23 protein-coding genes and 1 pseudogene are annotated in these 24,618 nt (G+C 32.4%); 15 read left to right on the top strand and 9 right to left on the bottom strand.

The annotated features are described in order from the left end of the window. Window positions 1–266: 266 nt before the first annotated feature. Window positions 267–1,953, bottom strand: a pseudogene (locus BR50_RS12500) (IS1634 family transposase). A gap of 588 nt (window positions 1,954–2,541) precedes the next feature. Here BR50_RS12500 and BR50_RS00260 point away from each other — a divergent pair. The 3 genes from BR50_RS00260 (at window position 2,542) to BR50_RS00275 (ending at window position 4,356) form a co-directional block, all read left to right on the top strand. Beyond that, on the top strand, window positions 2,542–2,688 hold the full coding sequence (locus tag BR50_RS00260; protein ID WP_156097494.1) for a hypothetical protein: 147 nt from the start codon (window positions 2,542–2,544) through the stop codon (window positions 2,686–2,688). Between the two features lie 219 nt (window positions 2,689–2,907). Continuing rightward, a complete protein-coding gene (locus BR50_RS00270) occupies window positions 2,908–3,378 on the top strand; it encodes a hypothetical protein (RefSeq protein WP_034545058.1) in 471 nt (156 codons plus the stop codon). Between the two features lie 3 nt (window positions 3,379–3,381). Beyond that, the gene (locus BR50_RS00275) at window positions 3,382–4,356 is read left to right on the top strand and encodes a hypothetical protein (RefSeq protein WP_034545059.1); all 975 of its coding nucleotides are present in this window, start codon (window positions 3,382–3,384) and stop codon (window positions 4,354–4,356) included. A gap of 181 nt (window positions 4,357–4,537) precedes the next feature. On the opposite strand, the gene BR50_RS00280 is transcribed toward BR50_RS00275, so the two are convergent. After that, window positions 4,538–7,297, bottom strand: coding sequence for a class I SAM-dependent DNA methyltransferase (locus tag BR50_RS00280; RefSeq protein ID WP_034545060.1), 2,760 nt, complete (start codon window positions 7,295–7,297; stop codon window positions 4,538–4,540). Window positions 7,298–7,692: 395 nt separating this feature from the next. On the opposite strand from BR50_RS00280, the gene BR50_RS00285 reads away from it, so the two are divergent. The 8 genes from BR50_RS00285 to BR50_RS00325 all read left to right on the top strand — a co-directional run bounded on the left by BR50_RS00285 (window position 7,693) and on the right by BR50_RS00325 (window position 12,983). After that, window positions 7,693–7,980 (top strand): type II toxin-antitoxin system RelB/DinJ family antitoxin, encoded by a 288-nt coding sequence (locus tag BR50_RS00285; protein WP_034545001.1) that lies wholly within the window; start codon window positions 7,693–7,695, stop codon window positions 7,978–7,980. Between the two features lie 5 nt (window positions 7,981–7,985). Continuing rightward, window positions 7,986–8,276, top strand: coding sequence for a type II toxin-antitoxin system RelE/ParE family toxin (locus BR50_RS00290; RefSeq protein ID WP_034545002.1), 291 nt, complete (start codon window positions 7,986–7,988; stop codon window positions 8,274–8,276). A gap of 632 nt (window positions 8,277–8,908) precedes the next feature. Then, a complete protein-coding gene (locus BR50_RS00300; RefSeq protein WP_034545005.1) occupies window positions 8,909–9,262 on the top strand; it encodes a plasmid mobilization protein in 354 nt (117 codons plus the stop codon). Next, window positions 9,241–10,209, top strand: a complete 969-nt coding sequence (locus BR50_RS00305) for a relaxase/mobilization nuclease domain-containing protein (RefSeq protein ID WP_034545006.1) — start codon at window positions 9,241–9,243, stop codon at window positions 10,207–10,209. The genes BR50_RS00300 and BR50_RS00305 overlap by 22 nt, the downstream gene beginning before the upstream one ends. 40 nt (window positions 10,210–10,249) lie before the next feature. Further along, window positions 10,250–10,537: a hypothetical protein gene (locus BR50_RS00310; protein WP_034545008.1), complete on the top strand. Its 288-nt coding sequence runs from the start codon at window positions 10,250–10,252 to the stop codon at window positions 10,535–10,537. 3 nt (window positions 10,538–10,540) lie between these two features. Next, window positions 10,541–11,062 carry a hypothetical protein gene (locus BR50_RS00315; RefSeq protein WP_034545010.1) on the top strand — a complete coding sequence of 174 codons (522 nt, stop codon included), beginning with the start codon at window positions 10,541–10,543 and terminating at the stop codon, window positions 11,060–11,062. A gap of 521 nt (window positions 11,063–11,583) precedes the next feature. After that, window positions 11,584–12,306: a replication initiation protein gene (locus BR50_RS00320; RefSeq protein ID WP_051905688.1), complete on the top strand. Its 723-nt coding sequence runs from the start codon at window positions 11,584–11,586 to the stop codon at window positions 12,304–12,306. A 77-nt stretch (window positions 12,307–12,383) separates the two neighbouring features. Then, window positions 12,384–12,983 (top strand): MerR family transcriptional regulator, encoded by a 600-nt coding sequence (locus BR50_RS00325; protein WP_034545013.1) that lies wholly within the window; start codon window positions 12,384–12,386, stop codon window positions 12,981–12,983. A gap of 91 nt (window positions 12,984–13,074) precedes the next feature. Here BR50_RS00325 and BR50_RS00330 read toward each other — a convergent pair whose 3' ends face one another. From BR50_RS00330 to BR50_RS12845, 3 genes are all read right to left on the bottom strand, one after another. Then, window positions 13,075–13,527, bottom strand: coding sequence for a hypothetical protein (locus tag BR50_RS00330; RefSeq protein ID WP_034545063.1), 453 nt, complete (start codon window positions 13,525–13,527; stop codon window positions 13,075–13,077). Between the two features lie 105 nt (window positions 13,528–13,632). Then, the gene (locus BR50_RS12365; protein WP_051905689.1) at window positions 13,633–14,481 is read right to left on the bottom strand and encodes a hypothetical protein; all 849 of its coding nucleotides are present in this window, start codon (window positions 14,479–14,481) and stop codon (window positions 13,633–13,635) included. 253 nt (window positions 14,482–14,734) lie between these two features. Continuing rightward, entirely contained in the window at window positions 14,735–14,905 is a 171-nt protein-coding gene (locus tag BR50_RS12845; protein WP_170206170.1) for a hypothetical protein, read from the bottom strand. Between the two features lie 183 nt (window positions 14,906–15,088). On the opposite strand from BR50_RS12845, the gene BR50_RS00340 reads away from it, so the two are divergent. Further along, window positions 15,089–15,601: a helix-turn-helix domain-containing protein gene (locus tag BR50_RS00340; RefSeq protein WP_034545065.1), complete on the top strand. Its 513-nt coding sequence runs from the start codon at window positions 15,089–15,091 to the stop codon at window positions 15,599–15,601. 1 nt (window position 15,602) lies between these two features. Here BR50_RS00340 and BR50_RS00345 read toward each other — a convergent pair whose 3' ends face one another. The 3 genes from BR50_RS00345 to BR50_RS00355 form a co-directional block, all read right to left on the bottom strand. Continuing rightward, the gene (locus BR50_RS00345) at window positions 15,603–16,115 is read right to left on the bottom strand and encodes a DUF5626 family protein (RefSeq protein ID WP_034545081.1); all 513 of its coding nucleotides are present in this window, start codon (window positions 16,113–16,115) and stop codon (window positions 15,603–15,605) included. A gap of 275 nt (window positions 16,116–16,390) precedes the next feature. Further along, window positions 16,391–16,942: a tyrosine-type recombinase/integrase gene (locus tag BR50_RS00350; RefSeq protein WP_034545066.1), complete on the bottom strand. Its 552-nt coding sequence runs from the start codon at window positions 16,940–16,942 to the stop codon at window positions 16,391–16,393. Window positions 16,943–17,230: 288 nt separating this feature from the next. Then, on the bottom strand, window positions 17,231–18,919 hold the full coding sequence (locus BR50_RS00355) for an IS1634 family transposase (RefSeq protein ID WP_034545068.1): 1,689 nt from the start codon (window positions 18,917–18,919) through the stop codon (window positions 17,231–17,233). 192 nt (window positions 18,920–19,111) lie between these two features. Here BR50_RS00355 and BR50_RS00360 point away from each other — a divergent pair, with 192 nt between their 5' ends. Genes BR50_RS00360 through BR50_RS00370 form a run of 3 tightly spaced genes read left to right on the top strand, consistent with a single transcriptional unit; the run spans window position 19,112 to window position 21,330 of the window. After that, a complete protein-coding gene (locus BR50_RS00360) occupies window positions 19,112–19,648 on the top strand; it encodes a hypothetical protein (protein WP_034545071.1) in 537 nt (178 codons plus the stop codon). Next, window positions 19,645–20,352, top strand: a complete 708-nt coding sequence (locus tag BR50_RS00365; RefSeq protein WP_034545074.1) for a hypothetical protein — start codon at window positions 19,645–19,647, stop codon at window positions 20,350–20,352. Before BR50_RS00360 ends, BR50_RS00365 begins: the two co-directional genes overlap by 4 nt. Before the next feature lie 3 nt (window positions 20,353–20,355). Next, window positions 20,356–21,330, top strand: coding sequence for a hypothetical protein (locus BR50_RS00370; protein ID WP_034545059.1), 975 nt, complete (start codon window positions 20,356–20,358; stop codon window positions 21,328–21,330). A 181-nt stretch (window positions 21,331–21,511) separates the two neighbouring features. Here BR50_RS00370 and BR50_RS00375 read toward each other — a convergent pair whose 3' ends face one another. Beyond that, entirely contained in the window at window positions 21,512–24,271 is a 2,760-nt protein-coding gene (locus BR50_RS00375; protein WP_034545060.1) for a class I SAM-dependent DNA methyltransferase, read from the bottom strand. Window positions 24,272–24,618 lie beyond the last annotated feature (347 nt).

Raw genomic sequence — 24,618 nt, forward strand, 5'->3', positions numbered from 1 at the left:
AAAGTGATACATGATTTTGTTTAGCATACCATATATATCATGTATTGGAGGGCGAACTAAAAAAAGAACCCTATTAAAATAGGATTCCCGATACACGTTTTTATCTAATTTCATGTATGAAATTAGATAATATGATTTCAACTTACTACTTGGTTAATATGTTATTATCCCGACTTTGACAGTTGAAAAGCAGAAAAACAGCCAAAAACATTACCCTTAAGGGATTTTCAGCTGTTTTTTTGCTTTTTTAATTGTTGTACACACATTTATTTTCCGTAATTCCGAAGGAATTCCAGTGGAATGAATTGGCGCGTCCAATTTTTTCCAAGGAGTTCATTAATTCTTAGAAAATCCTCGTTTCCGAAAACTTCCCAATAACCTTTATCCAATGGCCGGCAACGTGCACTAAGCAAGGCGTTTTGAATTTTTTCTGGGCTAATCTGACCGTTCAACTTCCGTTCCAAAAGACGCATAATGGTGAGCGAAATGAAACAAATTAGGAAGTGAGCTTCGATATGAGGACGTGTCCAGACAAAGATTGGTCGAGCATCAAACGTTGTTTTCATAACCTTAAAACAGTCTTCAATGCGACTCAACGAGCGATAGGTTGCCAACATCTCTTTATCGCTCATCTCCGTCTCACTTGTAATCAGGACATTGATACCGTCAAATTGCTCATCAAAAGCGATTTGTTCTTCATCAATGGAGATATGAGGAGTTAGTTTTTTGATTTCACCTGTTTCCTCATCCACGTTTTCTACTTCCAAATAGCGTTTTCCGCCTTTTTTCATGGTCAATCGGAATCGCTCTGCTGCAGTCAGTTTCTCAGCATATTCCACAGATTTCTGGCGGCGAATCTTCTCCCGGTAATCATATTTCTGATTCCATGTCACGAGGATTTTCTCGGTAATTTCTTTCTTGTTTACAGTTCTCTTACGAATCATTGATTTCATCGCAAAGGTGTCCAAGTCATTAGCTAACCAACCTTCAGGATTTAATGCAAAAGTCTGGATATCTTTTGGTGCACCACGGGTGCCACGAACTTTTTGACTGAATAGGTATCCATTCTCATTCTGAAGTGTCTCGGATATATTTGCTTTACTGTTCATTCCCTTGTCCCCACGACTACGATCCGCTCGATGCCAAACTGCTTTTTAATCTGCTCTACAGCAGGGAGATACGTTTTTACATCTACACAGTTACCTGGGAATAGACGGAAGGCAATGGGAATTCCATTGGTATCCATGAATAATCCCATCTGAACAATCGGATTCGGCCTTTTTTCCTTACTCGGTCCTCTTTTTCGAAAAGCTGGTAGTGTTTCACCATCCACTTCGGTAGGTTCGTCATCCAAATCGGTCTCAAAATAGTAGTTGGTCACGTCATAGAAAACCAATGCTCCCGTACGTCCAACATTCTTCGTAATGGCACGATGCATCTGCAATTGAATTTGTTCACTCAATGAGCTGAAAGAATCCAATGCTCGATAAACATCTTGCTCTGTTAAATTGAAGTCGCCGAAGAGGTCCCGTTGGGACTGAACACTTCTTCGCTTACTTTGGGGATCCAACATTCTTTTCACCGTTAACAGACGACAGACTTTATCAAAATCAATTTTCGACTTTGTTCCTTTTTGATGTGTCCGAAATACTTGAGAAATTCCAAGACTGCGATAAATTTTGTCCAACAACATCCAGCCATAGTTTTGGAGTGGGTTATCTATTTTTTTGTTCAAATCCAGTGTAAGCGACAGTGTTTCTGGGGTCACTTGAAAATTCCCTGCTTTGACGTCCTCCTTTAGTTCTGTCAAAAATTAGGGTTTGTGGCTTCCAGATCTTTTAGCTTTCCTAATGACTTGATGGTGCGGTGTTTTACTTTATCCCCTTCGCGATAACCTTCCACAATCGAAACATAGTGTGTTCCTTCGCGATTCTTCGTTACTTTTATAAACATACCTCATTATACTATATACAACCGTATACAACAACATATAAATGAAGAAAACTTGCTATTTTTTCTGTAATAGCAAGTTTATCGCGTAATATATTCTGTGCCAACTGTCAAAGTCGGGAATATGATTTCAACTTACTACTTGGTTAATATGTTATTATAAAAAAACTTATTTCTAATTAGGAGGAGAATCCATGAGTCTATTTAAATTATATTGTCAATTTAATTTAAAAAGAAACCTGTATATAAAGAACTATTTGATATTGACTATATCAATTCAGTCTCTCCTTTTTATTTTGGTTTAAATATTGATATAAATAGCGTTGCTTATTCTAAATACCAGAAAAAAGTCGAAAAAATTTTTTTTAAAAGTAAAGTAGAAAGTTTTTTTGTAACGGAAACAAAATTTGAAGAAATAATAGAATATGCTAGTAGTTTTAATGTTGTAGTTAAAAATACTAATTTTAATTTTAGCCTGATAACTATTCTTTTGAACGGCATTTATTTAAACAAGATCTATCTAATAAAGAGATGTTTGATTATTTAAAAGAATTTAAAAGCCAAGGTGCCGAATTGAAGTCGCTTTCTCTAATGCTAAAAGGTAACAATGGGTTATTCTCATTATATGATGATGGGTTTATTTATCTTTCTAATGATGATATTGCAAAAGATAAGCTATTTAAAGAGTTTCTTGAATCTCTTTTAACGGGCAGGGGAAAAAATGAAAGTTATATTTAGACTACTTAAGATGTTTATTATCAGTATATCCACTCTGTTTATAATAAACAGTTTTCCAAGTTTAGATTCACTTTATAAAGCACTTGGTGTTACTGAATATTCCACTAAAGAGAAAATAGTTGCAATAATAAGCACATTTTTTTTAGGTATTATATTTGAATTTTTCCATACTTATTTAGAAAGTATGTCGCAGATAAAATTAAAATTTCTGTAACTTATTTGCAAAAAAAGATACCCATAACTAAATTAAATTTTAAAAAAAGCGTAGATATTCAGCATAAAGAAATTTATGAACCAGAAATTGTTAAAATAAATTTTTCTTTGAATGAAGGTACAGCTATAGGGTATAAGTTATTGAATAAGCTGAATGCAAAAGTAATTTTAGAATATAATCCTGATCAGTTTTCTACTGTAAAAAATGACGGAAGTATTATTCAAAACAATTCTAATGATGAATTAATTAGTAGAGATTCAAAGGGTTATATATATATGAATATATTTAACGGTTTTTCATCTGTTGGTGATTTTTCAATGGATCAGGAACTCTTTATTAAGCCTAAACATACACATATTAATAAATCTAGTTTAGTAATAAAAGTTCAAACAAATAATTGGGTTACAAGTTTATTAGCTAACACTTGTGTTGAAATAATAAATAATAAACTTATCTTGGAACGCAAGGAGGAGTAAATAATGGGATTACATACGAGAGTTATCAAGCTAAATACAACATTTACTTCTTTAGAAGATTTAAATAATACTATATTAACCAATACTAATAATAAAGAAATCTCTAAGTTGTCAAATCAAGAAAGAACAAGATATGAACAAGCAGATATTACTCTCTATTCAAAGTGGGAAAATAGACCTGGTATTGAGACTGGCATACAAGAGATAAATTTTTATGAGGATGTAATCAATACTGAGGTATTGTTTGACGGTAACGTTAGATTTCTAGTGAAAAAAGCATGTGTAGAATATCCAAAAAATAAAAAACGTGACTCAAATGATGTTCTTCTTTCCAAAGATATTAGAACAAATTATATAGAAATAGATGTTGTTTTCTTCGAAAAAGATAATGAAGTATATGTAATTATTTGCACGATACCTAATCATATAAATAAAGTTTTAAATTTAATTGATTCCGAAAACATTTCTCTAGAAAATGATAATTACATGATTAATGTTAATCAATTTTTGTGGCTTTTTTATCGCTATAGTACAAACAATAAAATGCTAGACGATAACTTAGAGATAGCCAATATAAGTAGTTTTACTGGTAATATTTTCAATGCAGAACATATTATTCAAGGAGTTAGTGACGTAACATCTACTTTAATTGTAACAAAGGCATTTGTGAGTTGTGGTCACCCTTTTACTAAAATGAAAGTTACTATGAATATACACGGTTACGGATTGGTTTTTCTTATAGATGAATATTCTAATTTGAATATAGAGGCAGAGTCTATTTTTTTAACACAACAAGATATATTAATAACTCTGCCTCTATATATAGTAGCGATATTAATTCCTTTAATTCAGCAATTGTATATGGAAGATGACTTTGAAGATAATTCACTTGTCCAAAGAGAATTTAGAAAGCGTATCGGTAAGGATGTTATTAATGAAATAATGGAATATAATAATATTTCAACTAATGATTTATAATATTTTTTTTGCAATTTCAAGAAATTAAACGAGGTGTTATTAGTTTTAGCATATTCTTTGATTAATTGAACTTATTGATTATCAATCCTTAGCGATACTACATTCATTAGAATTCCCCCCTCTAATTAACGAAAAAAATTCATAACCTCCCAAGGTTATGAATACACTACTCTATTTAATTTCATATATTATTATTTTTCATTATTTTTTTCTCATATAAACTAAATAATCGAGCTACTCGATCAATATCATTCTCAAATCCTGATGATTTGTAGGCTTTTTCAACTAATAAATCGAGCTTATAATGTGCTTTTCTTAAGTCATGAGGCATAGCAATATTGTCATACAAATCAGCTAAATTATCACCATTAGCAATGTATTTAGCTCTTATATCTAATATATTTGTTGCAGCTTTTGTGATTTCATCTTCTTCTTTTTCAGAAACAGTTGGGAAAACGAAGTTATTATAAACCATTGTATTTGAATATCTGAAATCACCTTTTAATTTCCCACCAATAGTTTCAAGCCATAACATATGCATTTTAGAAACTAAAATACCAAATAAATAATGTGTGGCATTTGGTATTTGAAAGCTAGAATCGCTACATACTGTAGGATACTCAGCATAAGCAATAGGTACATATGATCGTTGAACCGATGAAACTCTCGGGATAATTAATATATCACTATCAGAAGCTGCGTCCTGTTTAAATAATGTTGGATAATCTGCCCATTTATTTGTAGATGGTGCTGAACTATTCAAACGCATTTCTCTAACTTTTTCTACACGTTCTTGTACTAATGGCATATTTCGTAGATCTCTAGCAGGGCAGTCTTTCAAATATAAGCAATATCTTACTTTCCCGTTGATTATGTCATCAGCACCAACGTACGGACGAATATACTTTTTTGCTAAAGGATTTTTTTCGATTATTTCTTTTTTTTCCTGAGCATTTAATATTAAGTGACCTCCATCAGTTGGTTTTGTTCCATATTCCATTTTTTGAGCATCTGATATAGGCGTTCTTCTTTTTTTTATAAATACTATTGGTGCTTCAAGTAAATACTGATTAATAACACTTACATTATTTATATTTGGCTCAAATTGTATATCAGGATATGAAAATAACTTTTTCTCTTTTACTTGCTTAGTGTAAGTAAATCCGATAATAATACAATAAACAGCTGCATTACTTTTTGCTTCATTCGTCCATTTAAACGTTTGATGTGCGAAAAAGATATCTAGTTCCATTTCATCTATTAAGTAAGGCCAAAGATTAATCGCATGTTCACCCTGAACAATTGAATTAGTAGAAACAAATGCAACTTTTATATGTTTTTTTTGGTAAATATACTGCGCTGCTTTAATATACCAACACGCAACATAATCTAGGTGTCCCTTAGTTCTAAGTACCGAAGCAACTTTTTCTACTTCTTTTTTTTGTATATCATCTAAAAAACTATTTCCAATAAAAGGTGGGTTCCCAAGAACAAAATCACAATCTCTTGAATCTAAAACATTTACCCAATTAATATCTAAAGAATTATCGTTAACAATATTAGCATGTTCTCCTAAGGGCAACCGTGCAAAAGAAGCTCCAAAATAAAGACTAGCTTCAATATTCATTTGGTGATCTATAATCCATAAAGCAACTTGTGCAATTTGAGCTGAAAAAGAATCAATTTCAATTCCATAAAATTGATTTACATCACATTTAATGATGCTATTAAAATCTAACGATATATCCAATTGGAAGGCTTCATAACCGTATTCTTCATAATTCTTATATTTTAATACTTCTAGTTCAAGTTTACGTATTTCTCTATAAGCAATTATCAAGAAATTTCCTGAACCACATGCAGGGTCAAAAAATTTCAATCCTGAAATTTTTTGTTGAAAATCGTTTAATAATCGAATCTTATTTCTTTTTAAATCCTTTATACGATTAAATTCATTCCACAAGTCATCTATAAATAGAGGCTTAATAACTTTCATAATATTTTCTTCGCTTGTATAATGAGCTCCTAATTGGCGTCTTTTTTCTCTATCCATAGCACTTTGAAACATAGACCCGAAAATAGCAGGGCTAATTCTCCCCCAATCTAAATTACTACATTCCAATAATATGTTCCTCATTTCTTCGTTAAAAACTGCCGTACGAGTACGCTTAGTAAAAAGTGAACCATTAACATATGGAAATTCATTATAAATAGAATCGTCTATTACTCTTTGACCTATCGGTGTATCAAGAATCTCAAATAAATATTGTAATTTAGGAGCTAAGTCTGTTCCATCTTCATTGGTGTTATCTTCCAAAAAATCACGAAACAATCCTTTATTGAAAATTCCAGTATCATCTGCAAACAAACAAAATACTAAACGGACTAATAACGTATCTAAATCATCACCTGTATAGTTAATTGATTGCAAAGAATCATGGATTTTACCCATCATTTCGGCTGCTTTATTATTAACTGGATCTTGTGGCTTAATATCGTGTTTTTCATACCCTGCAATAAAACTAAATAATTGAACATTTTTATAAAGATCCGATAAATCAAATTGGTGTATTTCTCCATCGTCTAAATCATATAAACGGAAATGTTCAAAATCACTTACTAATATGTATTGAGGTAAATCCCTATCTTTAATACCTTCAAAATAGTTTGTTGCTTGCGTATAGGCTTTATCAAGATCTCTACCTTTACTTTTATGTTCGATTAACAACTTGCCTTTCCATAACAAATCAACAAATTTAGTTTGTCCTTCTATTTTTACTCTTTCTTCGAAAGTAGCTACCCTACGCCTGCTAATGCCAAACACGTCAAAGAATTCATTCCAAAACGTTTTTGATTCAGCATTTTCACTTGTTTCATCTGCCCATTCATTTTGAAATTGTAAAGCTCTACTTCTTATTTCATCCCATGATAAAACTGCCATGCTTTCACTCCTACTATTTTATTTTCTTAATTTAAAAAAGTCCGTCCATTTTCTTTTATTATTTGTAAAAGTTATGTCCATCTCAACTTCATCATCTTTAAGTGTCAGTTCTAATTTTTCTATTTTTTAATTTGCTTGCAATGTTAAAACTTGCTGATTCTTTTCATAGAAACCTAACTACTACATAACCCACTATCATTATAACAAGAAACAGTACCAAAGTTTGTATCCTATTTTTGACCGTATTAAGGTAAGTTATGATTAAAGCCTTATTAAAACAAGTATTTTCTTAATATTACCACAAATTTTCATTGTTTTACATAATTTGTAACGCTATTGTATTTACAAATGCATTACAAAAGCATATAATTATGATTAACAAGGAGGCGATTTAAGTGGAAACAAAACAAAAAAAAGCAGTCGTACAAGTTCGCATTGACGAAACCGTTAAAAGTCAGGCCGTAGCCGTTTTAAATAACCTAGGTATGGACACGAGCACGGCTATTAATGTCTTTTTTAGACAAGTCATTGCTGAAAATGGTCTGCCATTTCAACCAAAACAAGCAAAATTCAATACTGAAACCCTTGCAGCCATTAAGGAATCGGACGAAATGGTCAAAAATGGAACAGGCAAACGCTACACTTCTGTTGACGATCTTTTTGAGGATAGTTTAGGAGAATAGCCGCTATGTTGGAAATGAAGCAGACAACCCAATTCAAAAAAGATGTTAAACGCTTAAAGAAACGGAATTACAAGCTTGAAAAACTAAAAACGGTCATGCAAATGATTGTTGAAGAAGTACCTTTACCAGAGGAAGAATACCGCGCTCACGTCTTAATGCCAACAAAAGATTACCTCGATTGTTGGGAGTGTCATATTTCTGGACGCAATAGCGATTGGCTATTGATTTATAAATTTTACACTTCTCAAAATCTTGTCTCTTTTATCCGAACGGGGACACATTCGGATGTTTTTTGATACACGAAAACTCTTAAATGAAGGACGTTTCCGAATAGGAAATCGGCTCATACATTTAAGAGCTTTTCTTGTCTTCCTGAACGATTTCTAATGGGGATGCAAGACACTGATCCCTCCAAAATTTCATGCGAAAAATGGTTTGTTCGCAGAGGATTTTTGGAAGGGGAAACTGGCCGAAAACGGTCAGGTTTTACGAGGAGAAAAGTTGATAAACTTTATTCTTTTTTTGTCCGTTTGCGAGCAGCGAATCGGACGAAAAAATCCGCATTTTTACCTGCCGAACAGGCAGATAACGGCGGACTCCTTTGGGGGTCTTAGGGGGAGCAGCGCGTCCACCTAACAGGGAGCATTTGGGTACCAAATACGTAGCCTGTTGTTCTTGCAGTTAATAATCTAGTTGTTTTACGACCGATTAAGGAGTAGAATAACTAGATTATTAACTGCTTTTTTTGAAACGTTTTGACAAGGAGACCGAATAGGGAACGTTGGGAAATAAGTGGAGAAAAAACGCACGAGATCTTAGGTCTGAAAGGCGACTGAATAAGGAGCGTTTTAGACCTAAGATCTCGTTAGTCATGCAGCGAGGAACAGAGACCGAATAGGGAGCTGTTTAGAGAGGAGGGACTAAGCCCGTGAACGAACACAAAAAAGAGAACCGACGCGAAGAACGTCAGGTGAAATTTCGAGTAGACGAAGCCGAATATGAGAAGCTCAGTTACCTAGCAGAACAACAAGGCATGAGCGTGCCAAATTTTGTTAAAAGCAAGGCACAAGGGACTCGATTACGAAACCCGAAAGTCGAGATTGAAGGAGCAAAAGAAATTGCTCGGCAGCTGCGGTATTACAATTCCAATTTGAATCAGTTAGTCAAATGGATTAACACCAACAAAACAATTTATGAACCAAACGAACTACAAGCGATGGAACAGCAGCTATCCGGTATTCAGGAAGGAGTGAAAGGCCTTTGGGAGCAATTATCAAGATAGCCAGTGCCACTAAAAATGGTTCAGCGACCGTCAACTATATTGCAAGACAAGGAAAAATTGACGTCCAGTTAACCAGTGCTCACCTCACTCCGTTAGATTATCAAGCAGCGCGGGAACAAATGCGCCAAACAAGAGACTTAATGGGCAAGACAAACGGGCGTCAAGGCTATCACTTGGTTCAGTCTTTTGACGCAACCGATCAGTTAACACCTGTAAAAGCCCATAAGCTAGGGCAAGAATTCATGTCCGAATTAAGCAAAATGTATCCAGACCATGAAATTTACATGGCGACTCATACCGATACCGACCATCCGCACAATCATTTTATGCTTAATGCAGTGAACAGTGAAACAGGCGCTAAAATGGCCATTAATCCTCCGGATATCTATGAAATGCATGAAATCAATAACGACATTTCAAAAAAACATCATTTGGTCGAACTGACGAAAGCTAAAAACAAGGTCTATCCGACCGAAATAGCCGTTTATACTCAAACAGGGAAGCAATATGAACGGGATTTAGTCAAAGAAAAGATTTATCATGCGCGAGATCAAGCTCATTCCTATCCGGAATTTAAACAAGCACTGTCTGCTTCAGATGTGGAACTAACGTCTGAGATTGGAAAAAGAGGTCAAACGATCCGACAAAAGTACGTGACTCACGATTCAGAAGGAAAAAAATGGACGTTTACCGCCTCAAGACTAGGCGAAGACTTTAAAAAGGAGCCGATTACCCATGCCATCATGGAAAACCAACGAAAACGAGACAAACAACAAGCAGACAGAGAACAACTTGAGCGCAGCAACGCCGAAAGATTACGAGGACTTACTGCTAGCGTACGGGAAGTTGCGGACGAAGTACGAACAGAGCGCAGAACACATGAGTCTGCTCATCAGCCACCTCAAAAATCTTCAGACGTCGATCGAGACTTCGGACAAGAACGGTAAGCAGCAACTGGCTTATCATCGAAGCCAAGAACAAAAAAGAATGGAGCAATTTCAAGATTTACTGACGGAAAATGAGCAATGGAAACAACAAACAGCCATTGATTTAAAAGACTATTCGCCTGAAAAGATGGAACAAAAGCTCGATAAGATCGTCTATCAGCATTTAGACGACTACCAAGAAAAATTGGATGCGGTCTTGCAGCAAGCGGATCATCAGGCTAAAAAAGAACGTCGGACCGATTGGATCGAACGCATCAGTATTTTAGGCATTGGGGCCGTTACCCTTCTAGCTATTTACGGGATGTTTTCGTTCTTTATGGGGATGTAGGCGATGGGATTATTTTTTGCGAAACTCATGTGGCGTATTTTGCCTGTTTTAAGCGTTTTGGTGGTTTTGGTGTGTTCTTATCTAGTTTGGGACGTAAAGTTTCGCCACTGGCGGAAATCAGGCCATTTAAAGCGTGTTAGTCTAGTAGCTCTTGTTTCTTTAGTCGTTTGTTTCAGTGTGTTGCTTTTATTAGGGTATTCAACCCAATCAAAAATACCGTTTGGATCGAAAATTGCGGACATTTCTGCGGAACAACAAGCCATAAAGGATCATAAACTAGCGATTGAAGCGGAAAAAGTAGCGACTGAAGAAAAAGATGATCAAATTAAAGACCAACTAGAAGCGGCTTTAGATGTAGCGGATAGTGAATTAGGGGTTGTTGTCATAGAAAATAAGGTTTCGACCATCGTTACGAAAGAATGGTTTGCCGAAAATCAACAACTCAGCGATCAATTATCAGATGATATCGCTCGAGAGGACTATACGAGTCGTTTTGAGGCGATTAAATACTATTTCTTGAGGTAAATGGTCTATTTACATTGATTACCAGTCAAACGTTTAAGAGAGCTGTTTTTTTGAAGATTAACGAATGCAATGGTTCTAACCGTCGAGCGTCAGTCGAGACATAGAACGCTGCAGATGGGTTTGAACTTATATTTTTTTGGGACTTGCGTAGCAAGTTTTCCTGTCTTTATATTATTATTATTTATAAAAAAATTTATAGCTAATTGTTTTATATATCTTTTATAAATCTTTTTAAAACCTTTTTAAAACCTTTTAAGAAGGTTTTATCCTTACTCCCAAAAGGGATAGAGCTACATTAAGGGGACACTTTGTTGCTATTAAGGGGACACTTTGTTGCTATTAAGGGGACACTTTGTTGCTATTAAGGGGACACTTTGTTGCTATTAAGGGGACACTTTGTTACATGAATATCTTGATAAAATGTCTTTTTATAATCGTTTTATTGTACTAACTAAATCAATCTGATATTATTAAAGGTACATAAGTTTTTTTGCGTCCCTTTAATGAATGGAGGTTACCTTTTGAGTAATGAAATAGTTAAATACAACAATATTATGAATGAAGTTAGTTTTAGAAAATTTAATCCTGTTGAGTTCGATTTATTTTTCTCTTTATGTTCAAAAATGAAACTTAAAGGATCCGAACCAATTACCTTAACTTTTGACGAAGTAAAAAAGCTAACAAATTATTCTTCTAGAGATAAAGTTCGATTTATTCATGATTTAGAAAATATGTACTCAAAAATGCTTAATTTAAATTTTCGTTATGAAGATGAATCTGAAATTGTTCGTTTTGTATTGTTTCCAATTTATAGAATTAATAAAGAAAAAAGCACTGTAACTATAGGAGTTAATCAAGAGTTTAGCTATGTTTTAAATGAAATTACAACTAACTTTACACGATTTGAATTAGAAGGATTTACGGAGCTAAGAAGTGGTTATGCTAAAACAATGTTCCGATTGCTAAAACAATATAAAAGCACAGGCTTTTATATTGTTAAAATTGAAGAATTTAGACGAATACTAGATATTCCAGAAAGCTATAGAGTAGCAGATATTGATAAAAGGGTATTACAGCAAATAGAAAAAGAATTATCTCCTCTTTATAAAAAATTTGAGATCGTAAAGAAGAAAAAAAAAGGCCGTGGTCGTGGTGGGATAGTTTCCCATTTAGAATTTAATTTTTTGGAAAAATTACCTCTTGAAAAACATGAAGTACCTCTCCATAATTGGTTAGAGCAATAAGGCGATTTTTTTTACATTGTATATCTCTATAAAAGTATTTAAAATAACTTTATATGAGTATTTTAAGGTGGTGCGTTATGAAAGATGTAGAAGGTGTTACAGAATACATAACTACAGAAGAAGCAGCTAAAAAACTTGGTATACAACTACCTACACTTAGAAAATACGCTGGAATGATTGATAAAAATGCAAAAGGTGGAAAATACTTTGAACGAGATGATAGAAATTATCGTTTGTATACTAAAGATAATATAACAACTATCAATCAAATTATTGCATTGAAAAGTCGCCCGAAAATGACTATAGAGACTGCTATAGAGCAGGTGTTGAATATGGAATATAACGTTGATACACCTAGTGAAATAGAAAAACATAACGCTGATAATAACGATATAACGTCGTTACAAAAGTTGCTGATTAGCCAGAATGATCTAATACAAAAAAAAGATGATCAATTATTGCGATATGATAATCAAATAATTAAGTATAATGAAACAATTAATCATTATGAAAATTTAGTTAAAAATTTAATGGAAAATAACATAAATCTAGCAAACCAAGTAGAAATCATGATTAATAACCAAGAACAGCTCGCGTTAGATAAAAAAGAAGAACCGTTACCACTAGAAAAGGTTCCTGAAAAACAAGGATTTCTAAACCGAATTTTCAAAAAATAATATAGTTTAAATTAGAATAACCAAGTAACCCCGCTATTATTAATGATGGCGGGGTTACTTGGTTTAATGGGAGTTATGTTAAGTAGGATAGTTAATACCAATCAAATTCTACTTTTCTTTTGAGCTTTAAATCAATATCATTTTCTTTTAGAGCGTTTTCGAATTGTTTGACTGAATCATACTCTTTAGACTCTCTAGTATCCTTATTAATGATTAAGTAATAATCACTTGAATAGACAGCAAGTTTATCCGTTTTGCTAGCCGCTATAATGTATTCGTTATTCCAGTTTAGCTTGTCAATAGTATCAGAAAATTCAACATGATTTTCGCCATCATCATATTGAAGTATTGAAAAAGAAGCAGAAATAGAGTTTACACTGTAGTAACTATCTATTCTTATTTCATGCGCATCGGGCGAGACCCCTGGCGCACGATATTGATTATCAGGATTTGTTAAAATATATTCACGACTGAACATCCAAATAAAAGGTAATGAAATCAATATAAGAAATACTAATGACAATGCTAGGATTTTTTTTTTCATTTTATATAGGCTCTCCTATAGGTAAATTTGTAAAATATAATATATAGAACAGTTATAGTATACGCTGTAATTTAATTTATAGATAATTATAACAAAAAATGAGTGTTACATTGAATAATTTATTACAATGTTATATTTACGAATTAATGTTAATGTCTGCATTGCAAAACAATAATTATTACCAAAGCCAACAGCGATGTCATCGTATTGGCCGTCCCAAGCAAAGTCAAAGGCGTCAGTTATTTTATATACTGCCTTATAACCACCAGAACTTAGTTTAGTAAAAGTAACATTGTACTTTACTTTATTTAAAGAAGTATGAAGTTCTCCTGCTGTAAATTGGTAGCTTCCACTTACAGTCCCATAGCTTTTCCCTTTTCCAATAATTTCATCATAAAATTTAAGATATACATTAGCATTTATGCCTTCATAAGTAGCTACTTTTTTTGCCCATGCATCGTTATTAGAAATATAATCTGCAGGTTTCCAATTTAAATCTAAAAGTTTTGAATTTGGTGTTAGTGCATAGTTCATGTATTTTGCTGTTTGAGGATGACCTTTAGCTTTTACAAGCAGTATACCAGCAGCATAAGCTGCTCTAGCAGCTTCAATAGGATTTATTGCTCTATTTTGTTTATTTTGAATAGTATTTTTTTGAAGTTCATCTATTAAGACTTTTTCCTGTTCTATTTCATTTGAAGTGATTTCTGCTTGTTCTATAGAGTCTATTAATAACTCATTTAATTCTTCAGAAGAACCTTTAATATCTGTTTTAAACAGTTCTATAATCCCATTAATATAGTTTTCATTACCTTTATCTTGCTCTATAGCTGTAGAAATCTTTTCTTGTGTAGTTGGATATATGTCATATGTCAATTCTTCAGCACTAGCTGTAGTTTGATTTCCAAAAAGAAACATAAATCCTACACTTGCAAATATAATTATTTTTTTCATAGTTATTTTTTCCTCCAAATATAATTTTTTTAAATCTCTCTTGCCTCTCGAATATTTAAAATATTGTAGCTGTTGAATAGAGGTTTTCTATGTATGGTAGAGATCAATATTATCTAAATAAAAAAAATAACATTTCATGTTAGCGCCTCCTATATTTGATACAGTAATTATCCCAAACTAATAGCATAATAAATAGAACTCAATAGTTTACATCTTAGCAACCATTAGGTGCTAACAGAGGAATAAGGTGTTTTTAATCTTCTAAATCAGACTTTCGAAGGAAACAATAACCTAAAACAATTAAAACGTAACCAAAAATAAAATTTTGGGTGAAAACAGCCAAAATAGCAACACTAAAAATAAGGATAGACAAAAATTGATAACCGTTTCTTTTAGTTATTTTTTTCATTATGATATCTCCCATAGCTATTCTCCTAACCTAGTAGTTCATAATCAAATTATCTATCTAATCTTATAAAACGAAAAGAACGCAGTGGTTTACATCTTAGCAACCATTAGGTGCTAAAAAGCAACTAATGACTGATAGTCAATGATCTTTACTTTCGGTATGATAGAACAAAGAGAAAAAGAAGGAGGAAGAAGACAGATGGCATTAGGAGAACGATTGAAAGAAAGTAGAGTGAGTAAAGGGTACTCGCAAGGAAATGTAGCAGATCATTTACATATTTCAAGACAATCTATTTCAAAATGGGAAAATGGGAATAGTTACCCTGATTTAGATAATCTAGTAAAGTTGAGTACCTATTACGAAGTTTCGATTGACGAATTATTGAAAGAAAATCAAGAACTCAAAAAAAAACTAAAAGAAAACAAAGGTAAGATTGAAGAAAATGTTCAAAAATTAGCTTTTATTCGTGGATCAAGTGAAAAAGATGAAGGCTTATTATTATTGATTATTGCTTTCATAGGGAGCCTGATTCCTCCAATTGGTTTGATTATAGCTCCTATTATTATTAAGAAAAACAAAAAAACAAACACACTTTATAAGTTTGTTTACTTAGCGTGTGTTTGTTGTATGTTAGTGAACGTTTATGCGCTCTACTTTACAGTAGGTAATTATTTAGGTTGGGGCACGACTACAGTAGAATTAGTGGATTGATTTAATAAGTTACAATAATACTGTTATTTTGAAGTTTCGCACGAACATTAACAGAACTATTAAGTGTAAGAATAGTCATATTTATGTAATAGGTCGCTTGTTTAGTGTTATCTACCTTTAAACTTGAATTACGTACACTTCCTAAATAATTTGTTATAGAAGGTGAATGAGCTCTAGTAATAGCATTTCCTTTTACATCTATTTTATAGCTTACTTTCCACTGCAGAGATCGTTCTTTGGTAACTTTATAAGTACCATTACTGACACTACTTGCAGCTCTTAAAAAATGTGATTCTTCTTCAACTTTAATTATGTAAGCTTCACCTAGATCACCTTCAACTTCAAATTGCTGTATTCCACCTTGTTTCATGTCATAAACCACACTATTCTCTGGTAATGGAAAATTTCCTTCAGCGTGTACTTTTGTAGTAGCGATAAAACTAAAAAAAGCGAAACAACCTAAAAGAAAAAAATTTTTTTCAAATGAATTCCTCCAAACATTATTTAATAACATATAAAATATAACAGAATAAGCATAAGGATGTGTAGTATTAAAATGAAAACTAAGAAACAAATTGGAATAATACTAATATTAGCATTACTAACATATGTATTAAGAGTTACTGTAGGATTTTCAAATACTGTAGATACTATAGTTTTTGCTCTATTCATTTTATTAGGTTGCTGGTTTACTTATACTAATTATAAAAATAAAGCTAAATAATCAAAAAAATGAGACTCATTAAACTTAATGAGTCTCATTTTTTGATTATTATTAAATATCTTAATTTAAAAACCTAGTCTAAAATTCAATAAAGTTTCACTGATTTCATCCTCATTGATCCCGATATAGCGTTTCGTGATTTTTTCGCTGCTATGACCGAATATTTCCATCAGTGTGGCCACGTCTTTGGTTTTCTTGTAATAGTGGTAGCCGAAAGTCTTGCGCAGCGTGTGCGTGCCGATATCGTCTCTTCCTAACAGCTTAGCGACCTTCTGAAACATTTGATAGACCGTATTGACTTCTAAATGCCCGCCTTTGGTACTTGGAAATAAGTAATCCTCTGGTTCTAGGTCTTTTGTATAGTCTTGGATCAAGTCCTGAAGACTACTCAAATACAAAATACGGGTTTTCCCTGTTTTTTTCTCTACAATACGGGGATTTTTTGAAGAAATAAGGTCTTTTTTCTTTAATTTAACGATATCCGACATGCGCAAACCACTATTAATGCCGATCAAAAACAGAAAAACGTCTCGATCTGCGTTTTTATTGCGCCTTAAACAAAATAAAAAGTCATTTATTTCTTGCTGCGTTCTTAATGGTTGGACGTTGTAACTCATTTAAAAGCCCTCTCCTCTCACAAAAGTGATACATGATTTTGTTTAGCATACCATATAATCATGTATTGGAGGGCGAACTAAAAAAAGAACCCTATTAAAATAGGATTCCCGATACACGTTTTTATCTAATTTCATGTATGAAATTAGATAATATGATTTCAACTTACTACTTGGTTAATATGTTATTATCCCGACTTTGACAGTTGAAAAGCAGAAAAACAGCCAAAAACATTACCCTTAAGGGATTTTCAGCTGTTTTTTTGCTTTTTTAATTGTTGTACACACATTTTATTTTCCGTAATTCCGAAGGAATTCCAGTGGAATGAATTGGCGCGTCCAATTTTTTCCAAGGAGTTCATTAATTCTTAGAAAATCCTCGTTTCCGAAAACTTCCCAATAACCTTTATCCAATGGCCGGCAACGTGCACTAAGCAAGGCGTTTTGAATTTTTTCTGGGCTAATCTGACCGTTCAACTTCCGTTCCAAAAGACGCATAATGGTGAGCGAAATGAAACAAATTAGGAAGTGAGCTTCGATATGAGGACGTGTCCAGACAAAGATTGGTCGAGCATCAAACGTTGTTTTCATAACCTTAAAACAGTCTTCAATGCGACTCAACGAGCGATAGGTTGCCAACATCTCTTTATCGCTCATCTCCGTCTCACTTGTAATCAGGACATTGATACCGTCAAATTGCTCATCAAAAGCGATTTGTTCTTCATCAATGGAGATATGAGGAGTTAGTTTTTTGATTTCACCTGTTTCCTCATCCACGTTTTCTACTTCCAAATAGCGTTTTCCGCCTTTTTTCATGGTCAATCGGAATCGCTCTGCTGCAGTCAGTTTCTCAGCATATTCCACAGATTTCTGGCGGCGAATCTTCTCCCGGTAATCATATTTCTGATTCCATGTCACGAGGATTTTCTCGGTAATTTCTTTCTTGTTTACAGTTCTCTTACGAATCATTGATTTCATCGCAAAGGTGTCCAAGTCATTAGCTAACCAACCTTCAGGATTTAATGCAAAAGTCTGGATATCTTTTGGTGCACCACGGGTGCCACGAACTTTTTGACTGAATAGGTATCCATTCTCATTCTGAAGTGTCTCGGATATATTTGCTTTACTGTTCATTCCCTTGTCCGCCACGACTACGATCCGCTCGATGCCAAACTGCTTTTTAATCTGCTCTACAGCAGGGAGATACGTTTTTACATCTACACAGTTACCTGGGAATAGACGGAAGGCAATGGGAATTCCATTGGTATCCATGAATAATCCCATCTGAACAATCGGATTCGGCCTTTTTTCCTTACTCGGTCCTCTTTTTCGAAAAGCTGGTAGTGTTTCACCATCCACTTCGGTAGGTTCGTCATCCAAATCGGTCTCAAAATAGTAGTTGGTCACGTCATAGAAAACCAATGCTCCCGTACGTCCAACATTCTTCGTAATGGCACGATGCATCTGCAATTGAATTTGTTCACTCAATGAGCTGAAAGAATCCAATGCTCGATAAACATCTTGCTCTGTTAAATTGAAGTCGCCGAAGAGGTCCCGTTGGGACTGAACACTTCTTCGCTTACTTTGGGGATCCAACATTCTTTTCACCGTTAACAGACGACAGACTTTATCAAAATCAATTTTCGACTTTGTTCCTTTTTGATGTGTCCGAAATACTTGAGAAATTCCAAGACTGCGATAAATTTTGTCCAACAACATCCAGCCATAGTTTTGGAGTGGGTTATCTATTTTTTTGTTCAAATCCAGTGTAAGCGACAGTGTTTCTGGGGTCACTTGAAAATTCCCTGCTTTGACGTCCTCCTTTAGTTCTGTCAAAAAATTAGGGTTTGTGGCTTCCAGATCTTTTAGCTTTCCTAATGACTTGATGGTGCGGTGTTTTACTTTATCCCCTTCGCGATAACCTTCCACAATCGAAACATAGTGTGTTCCTTCGCGATTCTTCGTTACTTTTATAAACATACCTCATTATACTATATACAACCGTATACAACAACATATAAATGAAGAAAACTTGCTATTTTTTCTGTAATAGCAAGTTTATCGCGTAATATATTCTGTGCCAACTGTCAAAGTCGGGAATATGATTTCAACTTACTACTTGGTTAATATGTTATTATAAAATAAACTTATTTCTAATTAGGAGGAGAATCCATGAGTCTATTTAAATTATATTGTCAATTTAATTTAAAAAAGAAACCTGTATATAAAGAACTATTTGATATTGACTATATCAATTCAGTCTCTCCTTTTTATTTTGGTTTAAATATTGATATAAATAGCGTTGCTTATTCTAAATACCAGAAAAAAGTCGAAAAAATTTTTTTTAAAAGTAAAGTAGAAAGTTTTTTTGTAACGGAAACAAAATTTGAAGAAATAATAGAATATGCTAGTAGTTTTAATGTTGTAGTTAAAAATACTAATTTTAATTTTAAGCCTGATAACTATAATTCTTTTGAACGGCATTTATTTAAACAAGATCTATCTAATAAAGAGATGTTTGATTATTTAAAAGAATTTAAAAGCCAAGGTGCCGAATTGAAGTCGCTTTCTCTAATGCTAAAAGGTAACAATGGGTTATTCTCATTATATGATGATGGGTTTATTTATCTTTCTAATGATGATATTGCAAAAGATAAGCTATTTAAAGAGTTTCTTGAATCTCTTTTAACGGGCAGGGGGAAAAAATGAAAGTTATATTTAGACTACTTAAGATGTTTATTATCAGTATATCCACTCTGTTTATAATAAACAGTTTTCCAAGTTTAGATTCACTTTATAAAGCACTTGGTGTTACTGAATATTCCACTAAAGAGAAAATAGTTGCAATAATAAGCACATTTTTTTTAGGTATTATATTTGAATTTTTTCCATACTTATTTAGAAAGTATGTCGCAGATAAAATTAAAATTTCTGTAACTTATTTGCAAAAAAAGATACCCATAACTAAATTAAATTTTAAAAAAAGCGTAGATATTCAGCATAAAGAAATTTATGAACCAGAAATTGTTAAAATAAATTTTTCTTTGAATGAAGGTACAGCTATAGGGTATAAGTTATTGAATAAGCTGAATGCAAAAGTAATTTTAGAATATAATCCTGATCAGTTTTCTACTGTAAAAAATGACGGAAGTATTATTCAAAACAATTCTAATGATGAATTAATTAGTAGAGATTCAAAGGGTTATATATATATGAATATATTTAACGGTTTTTCATCTGTTGGTGATTTTTCAATGGATCAGGAACTCTTTATTAAGCCTAAACATACACATATTAATAAATCTAGTTTAGTAATAAAAGTTCAAACAAATAATTGGGTTACAAGTTTATTAGCTAACACTTGTGTTGAAATAATAAATAATAAACTTATCTTGGAACGCAAGGAGGAGTAAATAATGGGATTACATACGAGAGTTATCAAGCTAAATACAACATTTACTTCTTTAGAAGATTTAAATAATACTATATTAACCAATACTAATAATAAAGAAATCTCTAAGTTGTCAAATCAAGAAAGAACAAGATATGAACAAGCAGATATTACTCTCTATTCAAAGTGGGAAAATAGACCTGGTATTGAGACTGGCATACAAGAGATAAATTTTTATGAGGATGTAATCAATACTGAGGTATTGTTTGACGGTAACGTTAGATTTCTAGTGAAAAAAGCATGTGTAGAATATCCAAAAAATAAAAAACGTGACTCAAATGATGTTCTTCTTTCCAAAGATATTAGAACAAATTATATAGAAATAGATGTTGTTTTCTTCGAAAAAGATAATGAAGTATATGTAATTATTTGCACGATACCTAATCATATAAATAAAGTTTTAAATTTAATTGATTCCGAAAACATTTCTCTAGAAAATGATAATTACATGATTAATGTTAATCAATTTTTGTGGCTTTTTTATCGCTATAGTACAAACAATAAAATGCTAGACGATAACTTAGAGATAGCCAATATAAGTAGTTTTACTGGTAATATTTTCAATGCAGAACATATTATTCAAGGAGTTAGTGACGTAACATCTACTTTAATTGTAACAAAGGCATTTGTGAGTTGTGGTCACCCTTTTACTAAAATGAAAGTTACTATGAATATACACGGTTACGGATTGGTTTTTCTTATAGATGAATATTCTAATTTGAATATAGAGGCAGAGTCTATTTTTTTAACACAACAAGATATATTAATAACTCTGCCTCTATATATAGTAGCGATATTAATTCCTTTAATTCAGCAATTGTATATGGAAGATGACTTTGAAGATAATTCACTTGTCCAAAGAGAATTTAGAAAGCGTATCGGTAAGGATGTTATTAATGAAATAATGGAATATAATAATATTTCAACTAATGATTTATAATATTTTTTTTGCAATTTCAAGAAATTAAACGAGGTGTTATTAGTTTTAGCATATTCTTTGATTAATTGAACTTATTGATTATCAATCCTTAGCGATACTACATTCATTAGAATTCCCCCCTCTAATTAACGAAAAAAATTCATAACCTCCCAAGGTTATGAATACACTACTCTATTTAATTTCATATATTATTATTTTTCATTATTTTTTTCTCATATAAACTAAATAATCGAGCTACTCGATCAATATCATTCTCAAATCCTGATGATTTGTAGGCTTTTTCAACTAATAAATCGAGCTTATAATGTGCTTTTCTTAAGTCATGAGGCATAGCAATATTGTCATACAAATCAGCTAAATTATCACCATTAGCAATGTATTTAGCTCTTATATCTAATATATTTGTTGCAGCTTTTGTGATTTCATCTTCTTCTTTTTCAGAAACAGTTGGGAAAACGAAGTTATTATAAACCATTGTATTTGAATATCTGAAATCACCTTTTAATTTCCCACCAATAGTTTCAAGCCATAACATATGCATTTTAGAAACTAAAATACCAAATAAATAATGTGTGGCATTTGGTATTTGAAAGCTAGAATCGCTACATACTGTAGGATACTCAGCATAAGCAATAGGTACATATGATCGTTGAACCGATGAAACTCTCGGGATAATTAATATATCACTATCAGAAGCTGCGTCCTGTTTAAATAATGTTGGATAATCTGCCCATTTATTTGTAGATGGTGCTGAACTATTCAAACGCATTTCTCTAACTTTTTCTACACGTTCTTGTACTAATGGCATATTTCGTAGATCTCTAGCAGGGCAGTCTTTCAAATATAAGCAATATCTTACTTTCCCGTTGATTATGTCATCAGCACCAACGTACGGACGAATATACTTTTTTGCTAAAGGATTTTTTTCGATTATTTCTTTTTTTTCCTGAGCATTTAATATTAAGTGACCTCCATCAGTTGGTTTTGTTCCATATTCCATTTTTTGAGCATCTGATATAGGCGTTCTTCTTTTTTTTATAAATACTATTGGTGCTTCAAGTAAATACTGATTAATAACACTTACATTATTTATATTTGGCTCAAATTGTATATCAGGATATGAAAATAACTTTTTCTCTTTTACTTGCTTAGTGTAAGTAAATCCGATAATAATACAATAAACAGCTGCATTACTTTTTGCTTCATTCGTCCATTTAAACGTTTGATGTGCGAAAAAGATATCTAGTTCCATTTCATCTATTAAGTAAGGCCAAAGATTAATCGCATGTTCACCCTGAACAATTGAATTAGTAGAAACAAATGCAACTTTTATATGTTTTTTTTGGTAAATATACTGCGCTGCTTTAATATACCAACACGCAACATAATCTAGGTGTCCCTTAGTTCTAAGTACCGAAGCAACTTTTTCTACTTCTTTTTTTTGTATATCATCTAAAAAACTATTTCCAATAAAAGGTGGGTTCCCAAGAACAAAATCACAATCTCTTGAATCTAAAACATTTACCCAATTAATATCTAAAGAATTATCGTTAACAATATTAGCATGTTCTCCTAAGGGCAACCGTGCAAAAGAAGCTCCAAAATAAAGACTAGCTTCAATATTCATTTGGTGATCTATAATCCATAAAGCAACTTGTGCAATTTGAGCTGAAAAAGAATCAATTTCAATTCCATAAAATTGATTTACATCACATTTAATGATGCTATTAAAATCTAACGATATATCCAATTGGAAGGCTTCATAACCGTATTCTTCATAATTCTTATATTTTAATACTTCTAGTTCAAGTTTACGTATTTCTCTATAAGCAATTATCAAGAAATTTCCTGAACCACATGCAGGGTCAAAAAATTTCAATCCTGAAATTTTTTGTTGAAAATCGTTTAATAATCGAATCTTATTTCTTTTTAAATCCTTTATACGATTAAATTCATTCCACAAGTCATCTATAAATAGAGGCTTAATAACTTTCATAATATTTTCTTCGCTTGTATAATGAGCTCCTAATTGGCGTCTTTTTTCTCTATCCATAGCACTTTGAAACATAGACCCGAAAATAGCAGGGCTAATTCTCCCCCAATCTAAATTACTACATTCCAATAATATGTTCCTCATTTCTTCGTTAAAAACTGCCGTACGAGTACGCTTAGTAAAAAGTGAACCATTAACATATGGAAATTCATTATAAATAGAATCGTCTATTACTCTTTGACCTATCGGTGTATCAAGAATCTCAAATAAATATTGTAATTTAGGAGCTAAGTCTGTTCCATCTTCATTGGTGTTATCTTCCAAAAAATCACGAAACAATCCTTTATTGAAAATTCCAGTATCATCTGCAAACAAACAAAATACTAAACGGACTAATAACGTATCTAAATCATCACCTGTATAGTTAATTGATTGCAAAGAATCATGGATTTTACCCATCATTTCGGCTGCTTTATTATTAACTGGATCTTGTGGCTTAATATCGTGTTTTTCATACCCTGCAATAAAACTAAATAATTGAACATTTTTATAAAGATCCGATAAATCAAATTGGTGTATTTCTCCATCGTCTAAATCATATAAACGGAAATGTTCAAAATCACTTACTAATATGTATTGAGGTAAATCCCTATCTTTAATACCTTCAAAATAGTTTGTTGCTTGCGTATAGGCTTTATCAAGATCTCTACCTTTACTTTTATGTTCGATTAACAACTTGCCTTTCCATAACAAATCAACAAATTTAGTTTGTCCTTCTATTTTTACTCTTTCTTCGAAAGTAGCTACCCTACGCCTGCTAATGCCAAACACGTCAAAGAATTCATTCCAAAACGTTTTTGATTCAGCATTTTCACTTGTTTCATCTGCCCATTCATTTTGAAATTGTAAAGCTCTACTTCTTATTTCATCCCATGATAAAACTGCCATGCTTTCACTCCTACTATTTTATTTTCTTAATTTAAAAAAGTCCGTCCATTTTCTTTTATTATTTGTAAAAGTTATGTCCATCTCAACTTCATCATCTTTAAGTGTCAGTTCTAATTTTTCTATTTTTTAATTTGCTTGCAATGTTAAAACTTGCTGATTCTTTTCATAGAAACCTAACTACTACATAACCCACTATCATTATAACAAGAAACAGTACCAAAGTTTGTATCCTATTTTTGACCGTATTAAGGTAAGTTATGATTAAAGCCTTATTAAAACAAGTATTTTCTTAATATTACCACAAATTTTCATTGTTTTACATAATTTGTAACGCTATTGTATTTACA

Source organism: Carnobacterium alterfunditum DSM 5972 (genome assembly GCF_000744115.1).
Lineage (GTDB): Bacteria > Bacillota > Bacilli > Lactobacillales > Carnobacteriaceae > Carnobacterium_B > Carnobacterium_B alterfunditum.